General features: G+C 63.4%; 19 protein-coding genes and 1 pseudogene. 8 read left to right on the top strand and 12 right to left on the bottom strand.

Annotation, left to right across the window (positions count from 1 at the left end):
• From AUL28_RS19485 to AUL28_RS19475, 3 genes are all read right to left on the bottom strand, one after another.
• A partial coding sequence (locus AUL28_RS19485) for a DUF2336 domain-containing protein (RefSeq protein WP_156420096.1) occupies positions 1–527 on the bottom strand: 527 nt, incomplete at its 3' end.
• A gap of 86 nt (positions 528–613) precedes the next feature.
• Positions 614–1,249 carry a flavin reductase family protein gene (locus tag AUL28_RS19480; RefSeq protein WP_058635340.1) on the bottom strand — a complete coding sequence of 212 codons (636 nt, stop codon included), beginning with the start codon at positions 1,247–1,249 and terminating at the stop codon, positions 614–616.
• Positions 1,249–1,833, bottom strand: a complete 585-nt coding sequence (locus AUL28_RS19475) for a nitroreductase family protein (protein WP_062235964.1) — start codon at positions 1,831–1,833, stop codon at positions 1,249–1,251. The genes AUL28_RS19480 and AUL28_RS19475 overlap by 1 nt, the downstream gene beginning before the upstream one ends.
• A gap of 155 nt (positions 1,834–1,988) precedes the next feature.
• On the opposite strand from AUL28_RS19475, the gene AUL28_RS19470 reads away from it, so the two are divergent.
• On the top strand, positions 1,989–3,098 hold the full coding sequence (locus AUL28_RS19470) for a hypothetical protein (RefSeq protein ID WP_062235962.1): 1,110 nt from the start codon (positions 1,989–1,991) through the stop codon (positions 3,096–3,098).
• 48 nt (positions 3,099–3,146) lie between these two features.
• On the opposite strand, the gene thrS is transcribed toward AUL28_RS19470, so the two are convergent.
• The 3 genes and pseudogenes from thrS to AUL28_RS19455 all read right to left on the bottom strand — a co-directional run bounded on the left by thrS (position 3,147) and on the right by AUL28_RS19455 (position 5,962).
• Positions 3,147–5,108, bottom strand: coding sequence for a threonine--tRNA ligase (thrS, locus tag AUL28_RS19465; RefSeq protein WP_058635343.1), 1,962 nt, complete (start codon positions 5,106–5,108; stop codon positions 3,147–3,149).
• 156 nt (positions 5,109–5,264) lie between these two features.
• Positions 5,265–5,519 (bottom strand): annotated as a pseudogene (gene yidD, locus AUL28_RS19460) (membrane protein insertion efficiency factor YidD); the annotation flags it as partial.
• Positions 5,516–5,962, bottom strand: a complete 447-nt coding sequence (locus AUL28_RS19455; protein ID WP_062236010.1) for an iron-sulfur cluster assembly scaffold protein — start codon at positions 5,960–5,962, stop codon at positions 5,516–5,518. The gene AUL28_RS19455 and the pseudogene yidD, both read right to left, overlap by 4 nt.
• 225 nt (positions 5,963–6,187) lie before the next feature.
• Between AUL28_RS19455 and folE the strand changes: the two genes are divergently transcribed.
• The 3 genes from folE (at position 6,188) to AUL28_RS19440 (ending at position 8,321) form a co-directional block, all read left to right on the top strand.
• On the top strand, positions 6,188–6,811 hold the full coding sequence (folE, locus tag AUL28_RS19450) for a GTP cyclohydrolase I FolE (protein ID WP_058602379.1): 624 nt from the start codon (positions 6,188–6,190) through the stop codon (positions 6,809–6,811).
• A complete protein-coding gene (gene hisI, locus AUL28_RS19445) occupies positions 6,808–7,245 on the top strand; it encodes a phosphoribosyl-AMP cyclohydrolase (RefSeq protein ID WP_062235956.1) in 438 nt (145 codons plus the stop codon). Before folE ends, hisI begins: the two co-directional genes overlap by 4 nt.
• Positions 7,246–7,334: 89 nt before the next feature.
• Positions 7,335–8,321: a patatin-like phospholipase family protein gene (locus tag AUL28_RS19440; protein ID WP_062235953.1), complete on the top strand. Its 987-nt coding sequence runs from the start codon at positions 7,335–7,337 to the stop codon at positions 8,319–8,321.
• Positions 8,322–8,328: 7 nt separating this feature from the next.
• Here AUL28_RS19440 and AUL28_RS19435 read toward each other — a convergent pair whose 3' ends face one another.
• Positions 8,329–8,763 (bottom strand): CBS domain-containing protein, encoded by a 435-nt coding sequence (locus AUL28_RS19435; RefSeq protein WP_058635420.1) that lies wholly within the window; start codon positions 8,761–8,763, stop codon positions 8,329–8,331.
• A 76-nt stretch (positions 8,764–8,839) separates the two neighbouring features.
• Complete coding sequence (locus tag AUL28_RS19430; RefSeq protein WP_062235950.1) at positions 8,840–9,592, bottom strand: rhomboid family intramembrane serine protease; 753 nt, start codon at positions 9,590–9,592, stop codon at positions 8,840–8,842.
• Between the two features lie 165 nt (positions 9,593–9,757).
• Between AUL28_RS19430 and AUL28_RS19425 the strand changes: the two genes are divergently transcribed.
• Both AUL28_RS19425 and AUL28_RS19420 read left to right on the top strand, forming a co-directional pair.
• Positions 9,758–10,363 carry a PilZ domain-containing protein gene (locus tag AUL28_RS19425; protein ID WP_062222484.1) on the top strand — a complete coding sequence of 202 codons (606 nt, stop codon included), beginning with the start codon at positions 9,758–9,760 and terminating at the stop codon, positions 10,361–10,363.
• A 451-nt stretch (positions 10,364–10,814) separates the two neighbouring features.
• Positions 10,815–11,411, top strand: a complete 597-nt coding sequence (locus AUL28_RS19420) for a transglutaminase-like cysteine peptidase (RefSeq protein ID WP_062235947.1) — start codon at positions 10,815–10,817, stop codon at positions 11,409–11,411.
• A gap of 51 nt (positions 11,412–11,462) precedes the next feature.
• Here the strand turns inward: AUL28_RS19420 and AUL28_RS19415 are convergent, their stop codons facing one another.
• The 3 genes from AUL28_RS19415 to AUL28_RS19405 all read right to left on the bottom strand — a co-directional run bounded on the left by AUL28_RS19415 (position 11,463) and on the right by AUL28_RS19405 (position 13,487).
• Positions 11,463–11,672 carry a DUF3126 family protein gene (locus tag AUL28_RS19415; RefSeq protein ID WP_058602374.1) on the bottom strand — a complete coding sequence of 70 codons (210 nt, stop codon included), beginning with the start codon at positions 11,670–11,672 and terminating at the stop codon, positions 11,463–11,465.
• Between the two features lie 98 nt (positions 11,673–11,770).
• Complete coding sequence (gene cysE / locus AUL28_RS19410; protein WP_058635348.1) at positions 11,771–12,592, bottom strand: serine O-acetyltransferase; 822 nt, start codon at positions 12,590–12,592, stop codon at positions 11,771–11,773.
• A 121-nt stretch (positions 12,593–12,713) separates the two neighbouring features.
• Positions 12,714–13,487 (bottom strand): alpha/beta fold hydrolase, encoded by a 774-nt coding sequence (locus tag AUL28_RS19405; protein WP_062235944.1) that lies wholly within the window; start codon positions 13,485–13,487, stop codon positions 12,714–12,716.
• 129 nt (positions 13,488–13,616) lie between these two features.
• On the opposite strand from AUL28_RS19405, the gene AUL28_RS19400 reads away from it, so the two are divergent.
• Both AUL28_RS19400 and AUL28_RS19395 read left to right on the top strand, forming a co-directional pair.
• Positions 13,617–13,862, top strand: coding sequence for a zinc-finger domain-containing protein (locus AUL28_RS19400; RefSeq protein ID WP_058602390.1), 246 nt, complete (start codon positions 13,617–13,619; stop codon positions 13,860–13,862).
• A gap of 12 nt (positions 13,863–13,874) precedes the next feature.
• Positions 13,875–15,026: an FAD-dependent monooxygenase gene (locus AUL28_RS19395; protein WP_062235941.1), complete on the top strand. Its 1,152-nt coding sequence runs from the start codon at positions 13,875–13,877 to the stop codon at positions 15,024–15,026.
• A 673-nt stretch (positions 15,027–15,699) separates the two neighbouring features.
• Here the strand turns inward: AUL28_RS19395 and AUL28_RS23090 are convergent.
• Positions 15,700–15,852 carry a hypothetical protein gene (locus tag AUL28_RS23090; RefSeq protein WP_192843497.1) on the bottom strand — a complete coding sequence of 51 codons (153 nt, stop codon included), beginning with the start codon at positions 15,850–15,852 and terminating at the stop codon, positions 15,700–15,702.
• Positions 15,853–15,870: the final 18 nt, after the last annotated feature.

The raw sequence follows: 15,870 nt of genomic DNA, 5'->3' as shown, positions 1-15,870 counted from the left end.
CGCTCCAGGAGAAGCTCGCGAATACGCCCGTCCCCGCCGAAGCGCTGCGCCGCAATTCGCAGCGTGTCAGCGGACGGAGCGGCCTGACGGTTGCAGATCATTTCGCGTGCCGCATCGGCATCGTCGCCATGCGCGAGTGCGCGGCAGGCCTCGTCCGGCAGTCCAGCCCGACGCGCCAAAGCAAGCCGGGCAGCGCGACTGCCCGTCCGCGCGAGGCTCGCCAGATCCGACCCCGTCAGCAGAGGAGACTGCCCGATGACAGGGGTTGCCACATCGTCCACATCTTTGACCAGCGACAGAACCAACTGCCGGGGAACCCGCTCGGATGCGGCAACATGCACTGCCATCGTACGGCGGACGCGCGGCGAGATGTCGTCCAGCGCAAATAAGAGGGCCGCTTCCGCCTCCCGCGTTTCCTTGGGTAGGAACTTCTGTTCCGTAACGGCATCGGCCAACAAGGCTACGCCAGCGCAGCGCTCCGCTGTGCTGGCGGTCTCACACCATTTGACGAAGTGATGAGCGAGCATTCGAACTGGCCTCGGAAACAGGGCATAGGCCCTATTTCTGCACCCAAATTCTTTAACAAATCTTCACCACGTTTAAGAACCTGTTGCTAAGGATGGCGCGGGGCTTGGTCGCTCGCGTCCGGACGCTTGGGCCGCACCATGGCGAAGACCTCTCGCGTCACGGCGTAGTCGAGATACCCGAGCCGTGTGAGCGGTTCGGCAAGGTCCATCGCCAGCATCCCATCTCGCAGGATTCGCTCGTCGATATGAATGCCGACGACCTGCCCGATCACCATGACGGCAGAAGGCGACGGGCCATCGAGCCCGAGCGGGCGGAACGACTGGGTGACCTTGCATTCCAGCGCGGCCGGGGACTGAGCAACGCGCGGTGCCGATACGAGCCGGCAGGGTGCTTCCGTCAGCCCGGCGATCTCGAACTCGCTCGATCCCCGTGGAGCCGGCGCGGACGATCGATTCATCGCCTCGGCCAGTGGCAAGGTCGCGAGGTTGACGACGAACTCGCCGCTCTCGATGGCGAAGCTCGCGGTGTCTTTCAGACCCGACGAGCAGAACATGACGAGCTTGGGATCGTCCGCGATCGCGTTGAAGAAGCTATAGGGCGCGAGATTGACCGAACCATCCTTCGCTCGCGTTGAAATCCAGCCGATCGGCCGGGGCGCGACGATGGCCTTGAACGGATCATGCGGCAGACCATGGTCGTTGTGGGCGGTCTCGTAGAACATCAGGCTGAGGCCGGAAGCGAGGCTTCGGACACGACGGTCGACAGATCCGGGCGCGGACGATCGCTCGGCTTCTCCGTCGGCGTGCCGATGTAGACGAACCCGACAACCTTTTCGTCGGGCGCAATTCCCATCAAGGCTTTGGCCTCGTCGTCATAGGCCACCCATTCGGTGATCCAGTTGGCGCCATATCCACGGGCATGGGCGGCATGGATCAGGTTCATCGTCGCCGCACCGGCGGACAAGACCTGCTCCCACTCGGGAATTTTGAAATGCGGCTTGGCGGTGGAGACGACACCGACCACGAGCGGAGCGCGCGTGAAGCGATTCTCCTCGAAGGTCCGCCGTCCCTCGCTCAAAGCCTGCCCTTCGCGACGTTCGGCCAAGTCGGCCAGAGCTTTGCCCATGGCGTTCGCCGTGTCGCCGCGAAACAGGATGAAGCGCCAGGGCGTAAGCTTGCCATGGTCGGGCACGCGCGTCGCTTCGGTGAGGATGTCGGTCAGTTCCGCGCCGTCTGGTGCGGGGGCCGTCAAGGCGGGAATCGGGACGGAGCGTCGGGTCGCAAGAAGGGTCTTGGCTTCGATCACGGAACTATCCTCTCTCGTGCTGGCACAGAGCTAGGCGAAAGCGTGCATTTTGCAAACCGCCTCCGTCGATGAGGGGAACGGTCGCCTTTTCGCCTTGAAATGAGCTATGCCTTCTCGCTCAACAGACGAGCGATCATGCAAAAGGGAGACCGAACATGCGCCCAGGTTTCGGGACCGCGTCTTTCGCCCTCTCCATCCTGTTTCTACAGCCAGCCCTCGCGCAGCAGGCGCCTCCCGGCGGCGGTGGGCACGAACCCGAAGGGCCCGGCGCATACGCTTCGCCCTCCGCCATCCCCAAGGACCCGGCCGCTGTCGATCTCGGCATTCCGACATCGCGCGGCTTGAAGAAGCTGGAGCCGATCGCCCTACCCCAACCCCCGCCCAGTCTGCAGGGGTCGGACCTCAAGCTGCCGACGATACCCGCCTTTGCGCCCCAGCCCCAGCCCAGCCTCAACATCACCAGACCGCCCAACGCGCTGACCTTGCATGCGACCCTTGGCAAAGACGGCCCGTCGATCCCATCCGATCTCGTCTGGCGCTTGTTCTCGCCCGATCCCGCTGCTGATGGAAAGCTGCCGGTGATTGCGGTGGCCAAGGGCGGTGAAGCGGTCTTCGACGTTCCGCCCGGACCCTACATTCTGCATGTCGGATTCGGGCGAGCGGGCGTCACCAAGCGCATCGACTTCAGTGGGCGGGAAACACGCGAGACGGTCGCGATCGATGCGGGTGGACTGCGCCTGTCGGCCAAAGCCTCGGTGGACACGGTGCTGACCAAGGACAAGGTTCACTTCGACATTTTCAGCGAGGCGACCGACGAACACGATCGCCGGCTCGTCGCATCCGAAGTCGAGCCGGGTGTCGTCATCAGGTTGAACTCCGGGAACTACCATGTCGTGTCGCGCTATGGCGATGTGAATGCCGTGTCCCGAGCGGAAGTACGAGTCGAGTCGGGGCGCATCACGGATGCCGTCATGACCCAGCGCGCCGCGCAACTGACCATGAAGCTCGTGCGCGAACATGGCGGCGAAGCTCTGGCCGACACGGCTTGGTCGATCACCAGCATGCAGGGTGACCTCATCAGCGAAAGCGTCGGTGCTTTTCCGTCCATGGTTCTGGCGGAAGGCGACTATGTGATCGTCGCGCGCAACAAGGACCGACTGTTCCAACGTCAGTTCGCCGTCAAAAGCGGCGTAGATTCAGACGTCGAGGTGCTGACGAGCGATCTGGTCGATCCCAACAGCCCCGATATCGGCACCGGCGACTGAGCCGGCGCTTCTGAAAAAAAGGGCGGCTCCGAGAAGCCGCCCTTTATTTCATTCCGCTGCCGAGCGGAGGTCCGGCGCGACGGCTTCCGCCAGGAGAAGCGCTTTGGCTGCATCCAGGCTCATCGCTTCCTGATCGCGCGAGCCGAGCCTGCGCAGGTTGACCGAACGCTCCTCCGCCTCGCGCTTTCCGCAGACGAGGATGACCGGAACCTTGGCCAGCGAATGCTCGCGGACCTTATAGTTGATCTTCTCGTTGCGAAGATCGCTCTCCACCCGCATCCCGGCAGCCCGCAATTCGCGCACGACGCCAGCGGCGTATTCATCCGCCTCGGATGTGATGGTCGCGACGACGACCTGCGTCGGCGCCATCCAAAGCGGGAAATGGCCTGCAAAATTCTCGATGAGAATGCCGAGGAACCGCTCCAGCGAACCGCAGATGGCGCGGTGAATCATGACTGGCGGGCGTTTGTCGGAGTTCGAGTCGATATAGAAGGCACCGAACCGCTCCGGCAGGTTGAAGTCGACCTGCGTCGTGCCGCACTGCCATTCGCGGCCGATCGCATCCTTCAACGTATACTCGAACTTCGGCCCGTAAAACGCGCCCTCGCCTTCGTTGATGCCCGTCTTGATGCGGCCTCCCGACTGCGCCTCGATCGTCTTGAGCACGTCGCGCATGACAGACTCGGCGCGGTCCCACATCTCATCGGTACCAACACGCTTCTCCGGCCGCGTCGAGAGCTTGACCATGATCTCTTCGAAGCCGAAGTCGCGATAGACCGAGAGGATCAGATCGTTGATCTTCAGGCACTCGGCTTCCATCTGCTCGTCGGTGCAGAAGATATGCGCGTCGTCCTGCGTGAAGCCGCGAACGCGCATGAGACCATGCATCGCACCTGACGGCTCATAACGATGTACCGTCCCGAATTCGGCATAACGGATCGGTAGTTCGCGGTAGGACTTCAAGCCATGCTTGAAGATCATGACGTGGCCGGGGCAATTCATGGGCTTGAGCGCGAAGACGCGCTTGTCCTCGGCTTCGTCGCCAGCGGACTGCACCTGGAACATGTTCTCGCGATACCAGCCCCAGTGGCCGGAGGTCTCCCACAGCGACTTGTCGAGAACTTGGGGCGCGTTCACCTCGGCGTAATCGGCCCGCAAACGGCGACGCATATAGGCGATGAGGTCCTGGAACAGCGACCAGCCCTTGGGGTGCCAGAAGACGACGCCCGGTCCCTCCTCCTGGAAATGGAACAAGTCCATCTCGCGGCCGAGGCGGCGGTGATCGCGCTTCTCGGCCTCCTCCAGCATGGTGAGGTAGGCTTTCAACTCCTCGGGCGTGCGCCAAGCTGTGCCGTAGATGCGCGTCAGCATCGGGTTGTTCGAGTCGCCGCGCCAATACGCGCCGGCCACCTTCATCAGCTTGAAGGCTTCGCCGATCTGGCCCGTGGAGGCCATGTGCGGACCACGGCAAAGGTCGAACCATTCGCCCTGACGATAGATTTTGACGTCCTGATCCTCTGGGATCGCATCGACCAGCTGGACCTTGTACGTCTCGCCCTTCTCGCCGAACACGCGGCGCGCTTCGTCGCGGGACCAGACCTCGCGCGTGAACGGCGCGTTGCGACGGATGATCTCCAGCATCTTCTTTTCGATGACGGGCAGATCATCAGGCGTGAACGGGGTCTCCTTGGCGAAGTCGTAATAGAAGCCATTCTCGATGACGGGACCGATCGTGACCTGCGTGCCCGGCCAGAGTTCCTGCACGGCCTCGGCCATGACATGGGCCGCGTCGTGGCGGATCAGCTCGATCGCACGCTCGTCCTCGCGCGTGACGATTTCGATCCGGCCCGCGCCGCCGAGCGGCTGCGAGAGATCGCGCACTTCGCCATCCAGTGCATAGGCGATGGCCTTCTTGGCGAGCGACTTCGAAATGCCGGCGGCGACAGCCGCGCCAGTCGTTTCGGGCTCGTAGGACCGCACGGAATTGTCGGGAAACGTGACGTCGATCATGATTATCCTTTCCGCTCACCCCCGCCTACCATGCGGGAAAGCCTGTCGATCGATGGCCGCAGCGCTTCTGTCTGCGAGGCTTTGGCTTCTAGGCGCGCGTAAGAGCCTTCGCAAGCGCGAAGCCTTTCCTGAGCTTGCTAGAGACAGAGCTCAGTCCGGAACGGGGTCATGTCCCGCGCAGCCGAACGGCCCGCAACGCGCCACGCGGCGCGCGGTCAACCATCCGCCGCGCCTAAGCCCGTGGCGCGCGATCGCCTCGTATCCATATTCCGAGCATGTCGGCACATGGCGGCAATGCCCGCCGACGAGCGGCGAGAAGACGATCTGATAGAACCGAACGATCCCGACGCCAAGGAGCCGACCGGGCGTCTTGCGCCAGGGGCCGGTATAGTTGCGTCCCAGCCGCTTCACGCCGCCGCGCCGGCCCGGCCCGCTTCCGCCATATCGAGGGCGGCTTCCACAGCTTCGAACGTTAGAAGTGTCGAGGCATGGCGCGCCTTATGATCGCGCACGGGCTCCAGAAATTTCAAATCCGCGAAGCGACCTTCGGGCGGCGCGCCGCCGGCCTTGAGCATCGCCTGCATGGCCCGGTGCACATCGCGCAATTCCTGCGGCGAAGCGCCGACGATATTGCGCGCCATGATGGCGGACGACGCCTGCCCCAGCGCGCAAGCGCGCACCTCATGCGCGAACTCGGCCACCACGCCGTCCTTCAGCTTGAGATCGACGATGACGGTCGAGCCGCAAAGCTTGGAATGCGCCTTTGCTGTGCCGTCGGGATCGTCCAACCGCCCGAGCCGAGAGATGTTGCCGGCGAATTCGAGGATCCGGGCATTGTAGAGATCGTCGATCATGATCGGCCTCGCGACAGACAGTTCACCGACGGTCCTCTTCAAACCGTCGATCGTCCCCGTCATATAGGGGTCGGACAAGATGACAGGAAGCGGCAGCGCCAGCAGAGAAACGTCTTTGCTTGACGCCATCGAAGCTTTCCAACATCAAGCGGTTCGATGTCGGTGGGGCTTGCGGTGCTTGTGCCGCGAGAAAAGCCGCGCCCGAAACCAGTTCGGGATGAAGTGATGGACGCGATCGTCAGAAAGACCAGTCAGACCATGCAGCCGGACGAGACGAACCGCCCTTCGCGGGAAGAAGCCGAAGCGGCGGTGGAAACTCTCCTGCGTTGGATCGGCGAAGACCCCTCACGCGAAGGCCTGCTCGACACGCCGAGGCGCGTCGTCAAAGCCTATGAGGAACTGTTCTCCGGCTATCGGCAAGAGCCCGCGTCGATCCTGAACCGCACCTTCGATGAGGTGGCAGGTTATGACGACATGGTTCTCCTGAAGAACATCGATTTCACCTCGCATTGCGAGCACCACATGGTGCCGATCATCGGCAAGGCGCATGTCGCCTATCTGCCCAATGGCGGGCGCGTGGTCGGCCTTTCCAAGATTCCACGCATCGTGGAAGTCTATGCTCGCCGCCTGCAGACGCAGGAAGCGCTGACCGAACAGATCGCCGGCATCATCGACGGCGCGCTCGGCGCGCGCGGTGTGGCCGTGATGCTGGAAGCCGAGCATATGTGCATGTCCATGCGCGGCATTCGCACCAAGGGCTCCACGACGATCACCACCTCTTTCTACGGGACCTTCCGGGACGATAAAAGCGAACAGACCCGCTTCCTGACCATGGTCGGCGCGAAGTGAGCGACGCCGCACCTTTTGCCACGGCAGCGACGAAGGCCGAATTGGAGGAAGGGGTGGAACTCCTGCCCCGTTTCGACGCATCGGGGCTCGTCACCGCTGTTGTCACCGATGCCGCTTCCGGAGAGCTCTTGATGGTCGCGCACATGAACGCGCAGGCTCTCGATCTCACCCTCTCGACCGGGATCGCGCATTATTTCAGCCGCTCGCGCCAGAGCCTCTGGAAAAAAGGTGAAACGTCGGGCGCGCTGCAAGTGGTTCGCGAAGTCCGGGTCGATTGCGATCAGGATGCGGTTTGGCTGAAGGTCGATGTCGCCAAGCCGGAAGACACCTGCCACACAGGCCGCACGACCTGTTTCTATCGAAAGGTCGTTTCGTCAAACGGTCGTTATCGCTTGCTAGACACGGAGCCACGCGCTGCAACGCAGCATAGTTAGCAGACCGTCAACCGTTCCGGTCAGCAAACTGGAAAGCGGTGGTCGCATAAGCTCGAACCAACGAGCCGAAACGGTGACGGGAGGCCCTCATGCTCGATCTGGTTTTCAGGCGGAGTGCTCCGGCCGGTGGCAGCATAGGCGGCGAGTCGGCCAAGAGTTCGCCGAAGCCCGCCGCGCCCAAGCGCGGCGTTGCACTGGCCCTGGGCGGCGGCGCGGCGCGGGGCTGGGCGCATATCGGCGTCATCCGGGCCCTGACGGAAGCCGAAATCCCGATCAGCATGATTGCCGGCACATCGATCGGCGCGCTTGTCGGCGGCTGCTATCTCGCCGGTCATCTCGATGAACTGGAGCAGTTCGCTCTTTCGCTGACGCGGCGCGGCATGATGCGCTTCTTCGATATTCGCTGGGGCGGTGGCGGGTTGATCGGCGGCGCGCGGCTGCATCGTCGCCTGGCCGCCGAATTGGCGGATCTTCGGATCGAAGAGCTCACCCGGCCGCTCGTCTGTGTGGCGACGGAGGCGCGAAGCGGGCACGAGGTCTGGTTGGATTCCGGTTCTCTGGTTCTGGCCATGCGCGCCTCCTACGCGCTGCCGGGCGTCTTCCCCCCGGTCGAATGCAATGGCCGACGCCTCTTGGACGGTGCGCTCGTGAACCCGGTGCCGGTCTCGGTCTGTCGGGCCGTGGAAGAGCCTTTGGTGGTGGCGGTCAATCTCCACTACGACCTGTTCGGGCGGGCGGCCGTGCTGCGCATGAGCGCGGAGAATGCCTTGCCGCAGCGCCCGGACGACGCGAGCGCCATCGATCCCTCTCTGGCTCAATCGGCGCGGGGCGCGCGCGAGCCGGATCGGATCGGCATCGGCCGCTCGATGGTCGATGCCTTCAACATCATTCAGGACCGCATTTCGCGCTCGCGTCTGGCGGGAGACCCGCCCGACTATACCGTTCATCCGCGCGTCCGCGAAATCGGACTGTCCGAGTTCTTTCGGGCGCGCGAATGTATCGCGTTCGGCTATGAGGAAGCCATGCGGGGAATGCACGAGATCGAGCGTCTCTGCCACTCCCTGCCGGGTCGTTGAGGACCGCTTATACGCCGGCGTGAATATAGGTTTTCAGGTCTTCCGCTTCGCGCTCGGCGTCCTCGATCCGTCGCTTCACCACGTCGCCGATCGAGATGATGCCGACGCATCGCCCGTCCCGGACCACTGGTAGGTGGCGAAACCGGCCGCGCGTCATCAGTCCCATTGCGTCATCGATCGTCGCCGCTTCGTCGATCGTCACGAGTTGGCGCGTCATCACGTCCCCGACGCTTTGCGACAAAGCCTCCGCACCGTGCTCGGCCAGAAGGCGAACGATATCTCGTTCCGAGATCAGACCCAGCAACCGATTGTCGGCATCGAGCGCAATCAACGCGCCGATCCGCCTCTCATGAAGATGTTCGATCACCTCCGCGAGGCTGTGCGAGGGATCGACCGTGGCGACATCGCGCCCCTTGGCCTCGAGAATGGTCTGCACTGTCATCTGGACCTCCCTTTCCATCGGACAGTGCATCCTGCGACGAGAGAGGCCTGCTGGCAACCTCGGCGCTCCAGCGCGTCTAGAAGCGCTCCTGCCAGATGTGCTGGCGACGATCGAACAGCGCGAACCCCAGGAAACCGAACAGGAAGCCGCCGACATGCGCTTCCCAGGCGATGGCGCCGGCTTCCCCGAAGATCGCTCCGCCCGCGGAGCCGAGCAGGAGATTGGTGCCGAAGAAGATGAGGATGAAGAACAGAATGGTCCGGTCCGAAAGGCTCTGCCGGATTGACAGTCTCGGAGCATAGGCCACGTCGGAGGATTGCAGCCGACCCATCGATCCCAAGGCGAATCTCGCAGCGCCCCCCATCAGCGCGGAGACCACGCCGGATGCGCCGATCATCGGCTGGATCAGCGTCGGATTCAGCGCATAAAACAGCGCCGCGCCGGCCATCGCGCCGAGGGCGGAGAAGATCAGGAAGCCGCCCGTTCCCAAACGCCGCGCGACGGGCGTTCCAAAGGCGAGCAGCCAGATGGCGTTGGTCGCAAAATGCGTCCAGTCGCCGTGAAGAAACGCGTGGCTGAGCGGAGAGATCAGGCCGGCCCATGACTCGCGGAGCGCGCAGACCTGATCGAGATCGCTGTAGCAGCCAGGGATCAGGGCGAAGTTCACGAGCGTCCAGACATCGTTCTCGGGCGACAGCCAACTGGTTCGAAGCCAGTGAATTCCCGCGAAGATCGCGATCAGCGCCAGAACGATACCGGGCACGTTGACAGGCGATACGGAGCGAGGCGGGCGGCTCTCGCCAGACATATGGGCAGGGTCGAGAGACACGCGGCACTCCTTGGATTGGCGGTTCTGTTCTACGTCGGGACGGCGCAAAGTCCAACGGACCGGCCTGATGGTACGGACGCCACGTCCATCCTTTCGCAACCGGAACTCTTAACCATTCTTCGATAGGGTTCGTTCAGCACAGCGATCAGATGGCAGCGAAACCTTATGCTGGACGTTCTCCCCGCAGTTCCGCTCGTGACGGAAGACCGACGGCACCACAACCGCGTGAAGGTGGATCTGCTGGGCCGGTTCATGCTGGAGAACCAGAACGAGTTTCCGTGCCGCGTGGACAATGTCAGCCCCGGCGGCATCGCTGTGATTTCGGCCGTCGAGCCTCGAACGTCCGAACGTGTGATCCTCTATGTCGATCACATCGGGCGGATCGAGGGAAACGTGGTGCGGCAGTTCCGCGGCGGCTTCGCCGTGCAGATTCAAGCGACGGAACGCAAGCGTGAGAAACTCGCAGCGCAGCTGACGTGGCTCGCCAACCGGCATGAACTCGCCCTGCCCGAGGATCGCCGGCACGAGCGTATCCAGCCGCGCAACCCCATTATCGAGATGGTTCTGGACGACGGACGCCGCTATCAGGTTAAGATCATCGATCTTTCGCTCTCCGGCGCGGCCGTCGCCTGCGCCGTGCGGCCCGCCAATGGGTCGAAGCTCACGCTCGGCACCATGCCGGGACGGGTCGTGCGTCAGTTGGAAGACGGTCTCGCAATCGAGTTCAGTACGCTCCAGACGGCGGACACGCTCAACGAATCATTCCGCTGAACGAAGCACCTCGCGTCTGGATCGGGGCTGCCTGCCGAAAGCGGGCGAAGCTTCTGTGGATAACGCAATTTAGCTCAGGAGACCCGGTCCGAGGCTCGGAACGGACCAGCGCGTCCGAAACATCGGTGCAGCGGCGGGCGGCGAAGGTCGCACCGCCTTTTTCGTGTTCAGAGGTCTTAACGTCAGGCCGCCTGATGTGTTAACGGCCGAACCGCCGCGCCCCGTTTCGCCGCGCCTCAGGTGATCGATGACCTTCACCTTCGTAACCGAAAGAGTTGATGGCGAACAAAGTCTCAACGGCTATAAGGCCTCGTTGACACAAGTATCGAAGTGGTAATAGCGGCAAAAACCTGCTGTTCGACTTCGGACTTGCGTAAAATCCGGCAGTTCTCGTTCGAGAATTCGTCAACCTGGGCTGCGAAGGTCCTCCCAAGTCCTCGGGAGGTCTATCGTGCTCACCTCGACCAAATCGCTTCTGGCTCTTGCCGCTCTCATCGTCGGTCTCTTCACGCCTCTCGTGGGCGCGGAAGCTGCGATGGCGACGCGCGGCCCGACCTCCCAGCCGGTGGGCCATTTCGACTTCTGCAAATCCTATCCGGCGGAATGCGGGCCCAATGCCGAGGTCGCCAGCGTTCGGATCACGGATCGGACCTGGGCCGCGATCATGGAGGTCAATTCATCGGTCAATATCGGCATCACCGCCAAGACCGATCAGGAAATCTATGGGGTTCCCGAGCACTGGGCCTATCCGACGACGGAGGGCGACTGCGAGGATTTCGCGCTGCTCAAGCAGTATATGCTGGAACGCGAGGGCTTTCCGCGCTCGGCTCTCCTGCTCACCGTCGTGCGCCAGAGCAATGGCGAAGGTCATGCGGTGCTGACCGTTCGCACCGATCGCGGCGACATGATCCTCGACAATCTAGACCAGCGTGTTCTGGATTGGACGCTGACCCCCTATCAGTATCTCAAGCGCCAGTCGGAGCGCGACTCGTCGAAATGGGTTTCGATCGACGACGGCCGCGAAATGCTGGTCGGCAGCGTTCGCTAACGAAGGCCTGCGCTCAACAAAAGGCCGGCGAGAGCGCCGGCCTTTGTCGGTTCAGTCGAGATCGATGTCGAGGATCGTCATGGTGAAGTGATAGGAGAGTTCGCCCTCGTCCGTATCCTTCCCGATCGTCCCGACGAACTCGTCATCGAGATAGACCTCGGCCGTATCGTTCCGCTTGGGCATCGGGCGCACCTTTAGCTCGACACCCTTGAAGGTGCGCTTGAAGAAGGCTTCGAGCTTGCGGATTTCGTCGGGTTTCAAGTCCAGAACTCCTTGTCGGGACGGCCAAGGCAGGGATGGTAGCCAAGGCTTGGGGATATCAGGCCTCATGGGCCTTTGTCGGTCGCGAGGACGGAACCTCAATCCTCGCGGCTGAAATTCTGATCCATGGCGGATGCCGGCTCGGCGCAGCCGGAGGTGCCGATGATCTTGGCGGGAATGCCCGCAACGGTGGAGTTGGCCGGCACTTCCCGCAGAACCACCGAGCCGGAAGCGATCTTGGAGCAGGCGCCGACATGGATGTTGCCGAGAATCTTGGCGCCCGCGCCGATCAACACACCGGAGCCGATCTTGGGATGCCGGTCGCCGAACTCCTTGCCCGTCCCGCCCAGCGTCACGTCCTGGAGGATCGAAACATTGTCGCCGACAACGGCGGTCATGCCGACCACGAGCCCGGTCGCATGATCCAGGAAAATGCCCTTTCCCATGCGCGCGGCCGGATGAATATCCGTCTGGAAAACGGATGAGGACTGGGACTGGAGATAGAGTGCGAAATCCGTCCGCCCGACATGCCAGAGCCAATGCGCCAGACGATGCGTCTGGATGGCCTGGAAACCCTTGAAGAACAGGAGCGGCTCGATATAGCGCTCGCAGGCCGGATCGCGGTCGAACACGGCCTGAAGGTCGGTTCGCACTTCGTAGGACCATTCGGGATGGGCCGTCGCCATGTCGGCAAAGGCCTGCTCGATGTGAGACGCTGGCACATTGGGGTGATCCAGCCGCTGCGCCACGCGATGCGCCACGGCCGCTTCCACCGAGCGTTGGTTAAGCACCGCCGCATAAAGGAAACCGCTCAGCGCGGGTTCGCGCTCGGCGGCACGCAAACTTTCCTCTCGCATACGCGTCCAGATCGGATCGACCGAATGAACACGATCCGCGAAGGAAGCGGGAATCACAGTCATCGTCCTGTCGCTTTCGTCTCATGTGCGTTTCGACGCCGGCTCACCAGAAGGTAAGCCTGCGCCCGACCGTTGCCAGCACCCTGCCTTAACTTAAAAACGCCGCCCGTTCCAACTCGCCAGCTCAGCGCTCGATCAGCGCCCGGTGCCCGTCGAGGAATTCCAAGACCTTGGCCTTGAAGAGGCGATCGCCCACGGCCAGCATATGATCGCGGTTGGGGATGTCGAAGGCTTCGCCGTTCGGCAGGAGGTCCGCCAGAGCTTGAGCGGAGCCGGCAATATCGTCCTTCGTCCCGACGCCCACCAGGCTCGGCTGGACAATGCGCGAGACGTCTTCTGCCGTGAGTTCCTTCCTCGATGTCTCGATACAGGCAGCCAGCGCCAATCGATCGCTTCGCGTTCGGTCGGCGAAAGCCCGGAACATGCGTCCTCGCTCGTGCGAGACATCCTCCAGCGAGGGCGCGAGAAGCGCCTCGGCGATCGGGTCCCAATCCCCCACGCCCTCGACCAGACCGATCCCGAGGCCGCCGAAGACCAGGAGCGGAAAACGCTCGGCATAGCGACGCGCCGCAAAGGCCGAGACGCGGGCACCCATGGAATAGCCGAACAGGGCGGCCGTTCGAAGGTCGAGCCTGTCGGCGAGAGCCAGCACATCCGACGCCATGGCTTCGGGCGTATAGGCAGCGCCGGCTCTCGGCTTGTCACTCTCGCCATGGCCCCGATGGTCGAAGGCGATCGCGCGATAACCGGCGTCGGTCAGGGTCTTCACCCAGCCGGGATCGACCCAATTGACCTTGAGGCTGGAAGCGAAGCCGTGAACGAGGAGAACCGCTGGGGCTTCCGGGTCACCCTCATCGATATAATGAAGGCGAAAGCCGCCGTTCTCGAACTCAGCCATGACAGCCCTTCCAACTCGCGATGTTTCGACCCGTTATCGCGATCCGAGCCGCTCGACCACCCTGTTCTTTTAACGCTCGCAGGATTAAGGTCCGGCCGATTTCAGACCAAGGGTCGCATGGAGAGCCTCATGGCCGGTTATGGCACGCCTCACTTCCAGAACAGCGCCGGGCACGACGTGATCGAGATCGGCGTCGCTGAATTCATGTGCGTGGGTGCTCACCCGCCTTACGATCATCCGCATGTTTATCTGGACATGGGCGATGAAGGCGAGAAGGTGTGCCCCTATTGCTCGACCCTTTATCGCTACAATCCCGCGCTGAAGCGCGACGAAACGCTCCCAGCGGGCTGCGCCTATCACGACAAGGCCGCCTGACAGGCGTCGGCTTTGAAGGACACGGACCTCGCGTCACGCCCACTCCTGATCGTCGGAGCGGGCGTGGCGGGTCTTGCCTGCGCCTTGGCTCTGGCCAAAGCGGGTTGTCGCAGCATCGTCTGCGAACGCGCGCCCAGCCTCCAGCCGGTTGGCGCGGGGCTGCAACTGTCCGCTAACGCACTCAGTGTTCTCGATCAGCTCGGGCTCAAAGCCTCATTGGCGGAACGTGGGTTTTCGGCGCGCAGCGTCGCGCTGCGCGATGGCGCGAGTGACGGGCTTCTGGCTCGTGTTCCCGTCGAGTCGGGGCAGGACGGCTATATCGCCGTTCACCGTGCCGATCTCCAATCTGTCCTCTTGGACGCGGCGATGGCTGCCCCCTCCGTGGAAGTCCGGCTGGGGCTCAGTTTTCAGCGCGTAGAATCCCAGGCGAACGGACTGTCCGTCTGGTTTCTAGGCGCGGATGGTTCGCAGACCGCAGTCGAAACCTCGCTGCTGATCGGTGCCGATGGTGTCCATTCGCCCGTCGCAGCCTTCGCGGGTTGCAAGCCGTCGGTCGATAGCGGACTCGTCGCTCATCGTTTCTCGATTGCAGATGCACCCGGTCCGGAGATCGAAGCGTGGCTGGCGCCTTCGTCTCACGCCGTGTCCTACCCCATGCGCAAGTCCGGCGAGCGCAACCTGGTCGTCGTCGAACCCGTCGGCGTTCCTCACGGCGCTCCCGACTCTCGGGATTGGAACCCGCGTCTGAGCGACTTCCTGACGCGTGGAGACTATCTCGGGGCTTGGCCGCTCTTGACGGTCGATGCGGTCGATCGCCTTCGCTCGCGAGAGCGCATCGTTCTGATCGGCGACGCCGCCCATGCGATGTTCCCTTTCGCGGCGCAGGGTGCGGCCATGGCTCTGGAGGACGCCTGGGTCTTGGCATCCTGTCTCGCGACAAAAGCGACGATCCAAGAGGGGTTGGCCGCCTATGCCGCGACCCGTCTTCCGCGCATTCAGCGGGTGCTGAAGCGTGTCAGCTTCCACCGGCGGGTTTATCATCTCGGTTGGCCGCTCAGCTTGGCGCGTAACCTCGCAATGCGGGTGCGCCCGGAGGCCGCCATGCGGGCGGACCTATCCTGGCTTTATGATTGGCGTGCCGAACCGATCGCGCCGCCGCTCTGAGCTACACAAAGAAAGCCGAGGCTGTCTTTGTGGCCCGTTTAATGCCAGACCTTCCAGCAGCCTGTGTCACGTTCACGCGTCTGTGGGCCTCCGCCGCACAGGCCCCGGCTTTCCCTCCGCCTCCCACGACCTAGCTCCTTTCACCAGTGTTTCGGTTTTCCGAACGCGCATCCGGTTTGCGATGGCGGCGCGGCGCTTTCGCGAGCTGGAAACCGCAAGGGACAGATGGAAAGGTCTTTTATGCCGAATTTCGAACGTGCAGGGCGTCTTCTGGCGATCACGGCGCTCGCCGCATCGACCGCACTTACGGGCCCTCTGGCTGCCCTTGCGCAGCAACCACCTCCGCCCGCCGAGGGGCAGGCTCCACCGGACGCTGCACCGCCGGGGGAACCCGCTCCTGATTCTGCACCTCCGCCGCCGCCTGCCGCAGAACCCGCCGAGCCGCCCGCTCGCGAGCGACCGGCACCGCCCGAGCGACCAGCGCCGTCGAAGCCTGACGCATCGCCGGAGCCGGAAGCGCCCGCCCGCGACACGCCAACTCCGCCCGCCACGCCCAACGCGCCGCGCCCCGGTGGCGCTTCGACGCCGTCCAAGCCTGCCGCTCCAGACTCCGGTCCCCCGACCAATGCGCCGGAGGGAACTCGCGGCAACATGCCGACGGATCAGGGCACGCTCAACGACGCAGCCCCAGCCCCCAATCCAGGCCCAGAACCGGCCCCTGCCGCGCCAGAGCCAGCGAAGCCCGAAGCCTCCGAGCCGCCCCGGCCGGCAGGCGAGCAGCCTGCGCCAGCACCACAACGACGCGCAGCCCCGGCTTCCCAGACACCAGACGCCCCACCTCCGC

Source organism: Aureimonas sp. N4, assembly GCF_001463925.1.
In the GTDB taxonomy this organism is placed as follows: domain Bacteria; phylum Pseudomonadota; class Alphaproteobacteria; order Rhizobiales; family Rhizobiaceae; genus Aureimonas; species Aureimonas ureilytica_A.
This window is presented reverse-complemented; position numbering and strand designations above follow the sequence as displayed.

Coding starts and splice junctions, on each gene's coding strand:
- AUL28_RS19480 (WP_058635340.1), bottom strand. CDS start 1,249: ATGTTCTACGAGACCGCCCACAACGACCATGGTCTGCCGCATGATCCG.
- AUL28_RS19470 (WP_062235962.1), top strand. CDS start 1,989: ATGCGCCCAGGTTTCGGGACCGCGTCTTTCGCCCTCTCCATCCTGTTT.
- thrS (WP_058635343.1), bottom strand. CDS start 5,108: ATGATCGACGTCACGTTTCCCGACAATTCCGTGCGGTCCTACGAGCCC.
- AUL28_RS19455 (WP_062236010.1), bottom strand. CDS start 5,962: ATGATCGACGATCTCTACAATGCCCGGATCCTCGAATTCGCCGGCAAC.
- folE (WP_058602379.1), top strand. CDS start 6,188: ATGGACGCGATCGTCAGAAAGACCAGTCAGACCATGCAGCCGGACGAG.
- AUL28_RS19440 (WP_062235953.1), top strand. CDS start 7,335: ATGCTCGATCTGGTTTTCAGGCGGAGTGCTCCGGCCGGTGGCAGCATA.
- AUL28_RS19435 (WP_058635420.1), bottom strand. CDS start 8,763: ATGACAGTGCAGACCATTCTCGAGGCCAAGGGGCGCGATGTCGCCACG.
- AUL28_RS19425 (WP_062222484.1), top strand. CDS start 9,758: ATGCTGGACGTTCTCCCCGCAGTTCCGCTCGTGACGGAAGACCGACGG.
- cysE (WP_058635348.1), bottom strand. CDS start 12,592: ATGACTGTGATTCCCGCTTCCTTCGCGGATCGTGTTCATTCGGTCGAT.
- AUL28_RS19405 (WP_062235944.1), bottom strand. CDS start 13,487: ATGGCTGAGTTCGAGAACGGCGGCTTTCGCCTTCATTATATCGATGAG.
- AUL28_RS19400 (WP_058602390.1), top strand. CDS start 13,617: ATGGCCGGTTATGGCACGCCTCACTTCCAGAACAGCGCCGGGCACGAC.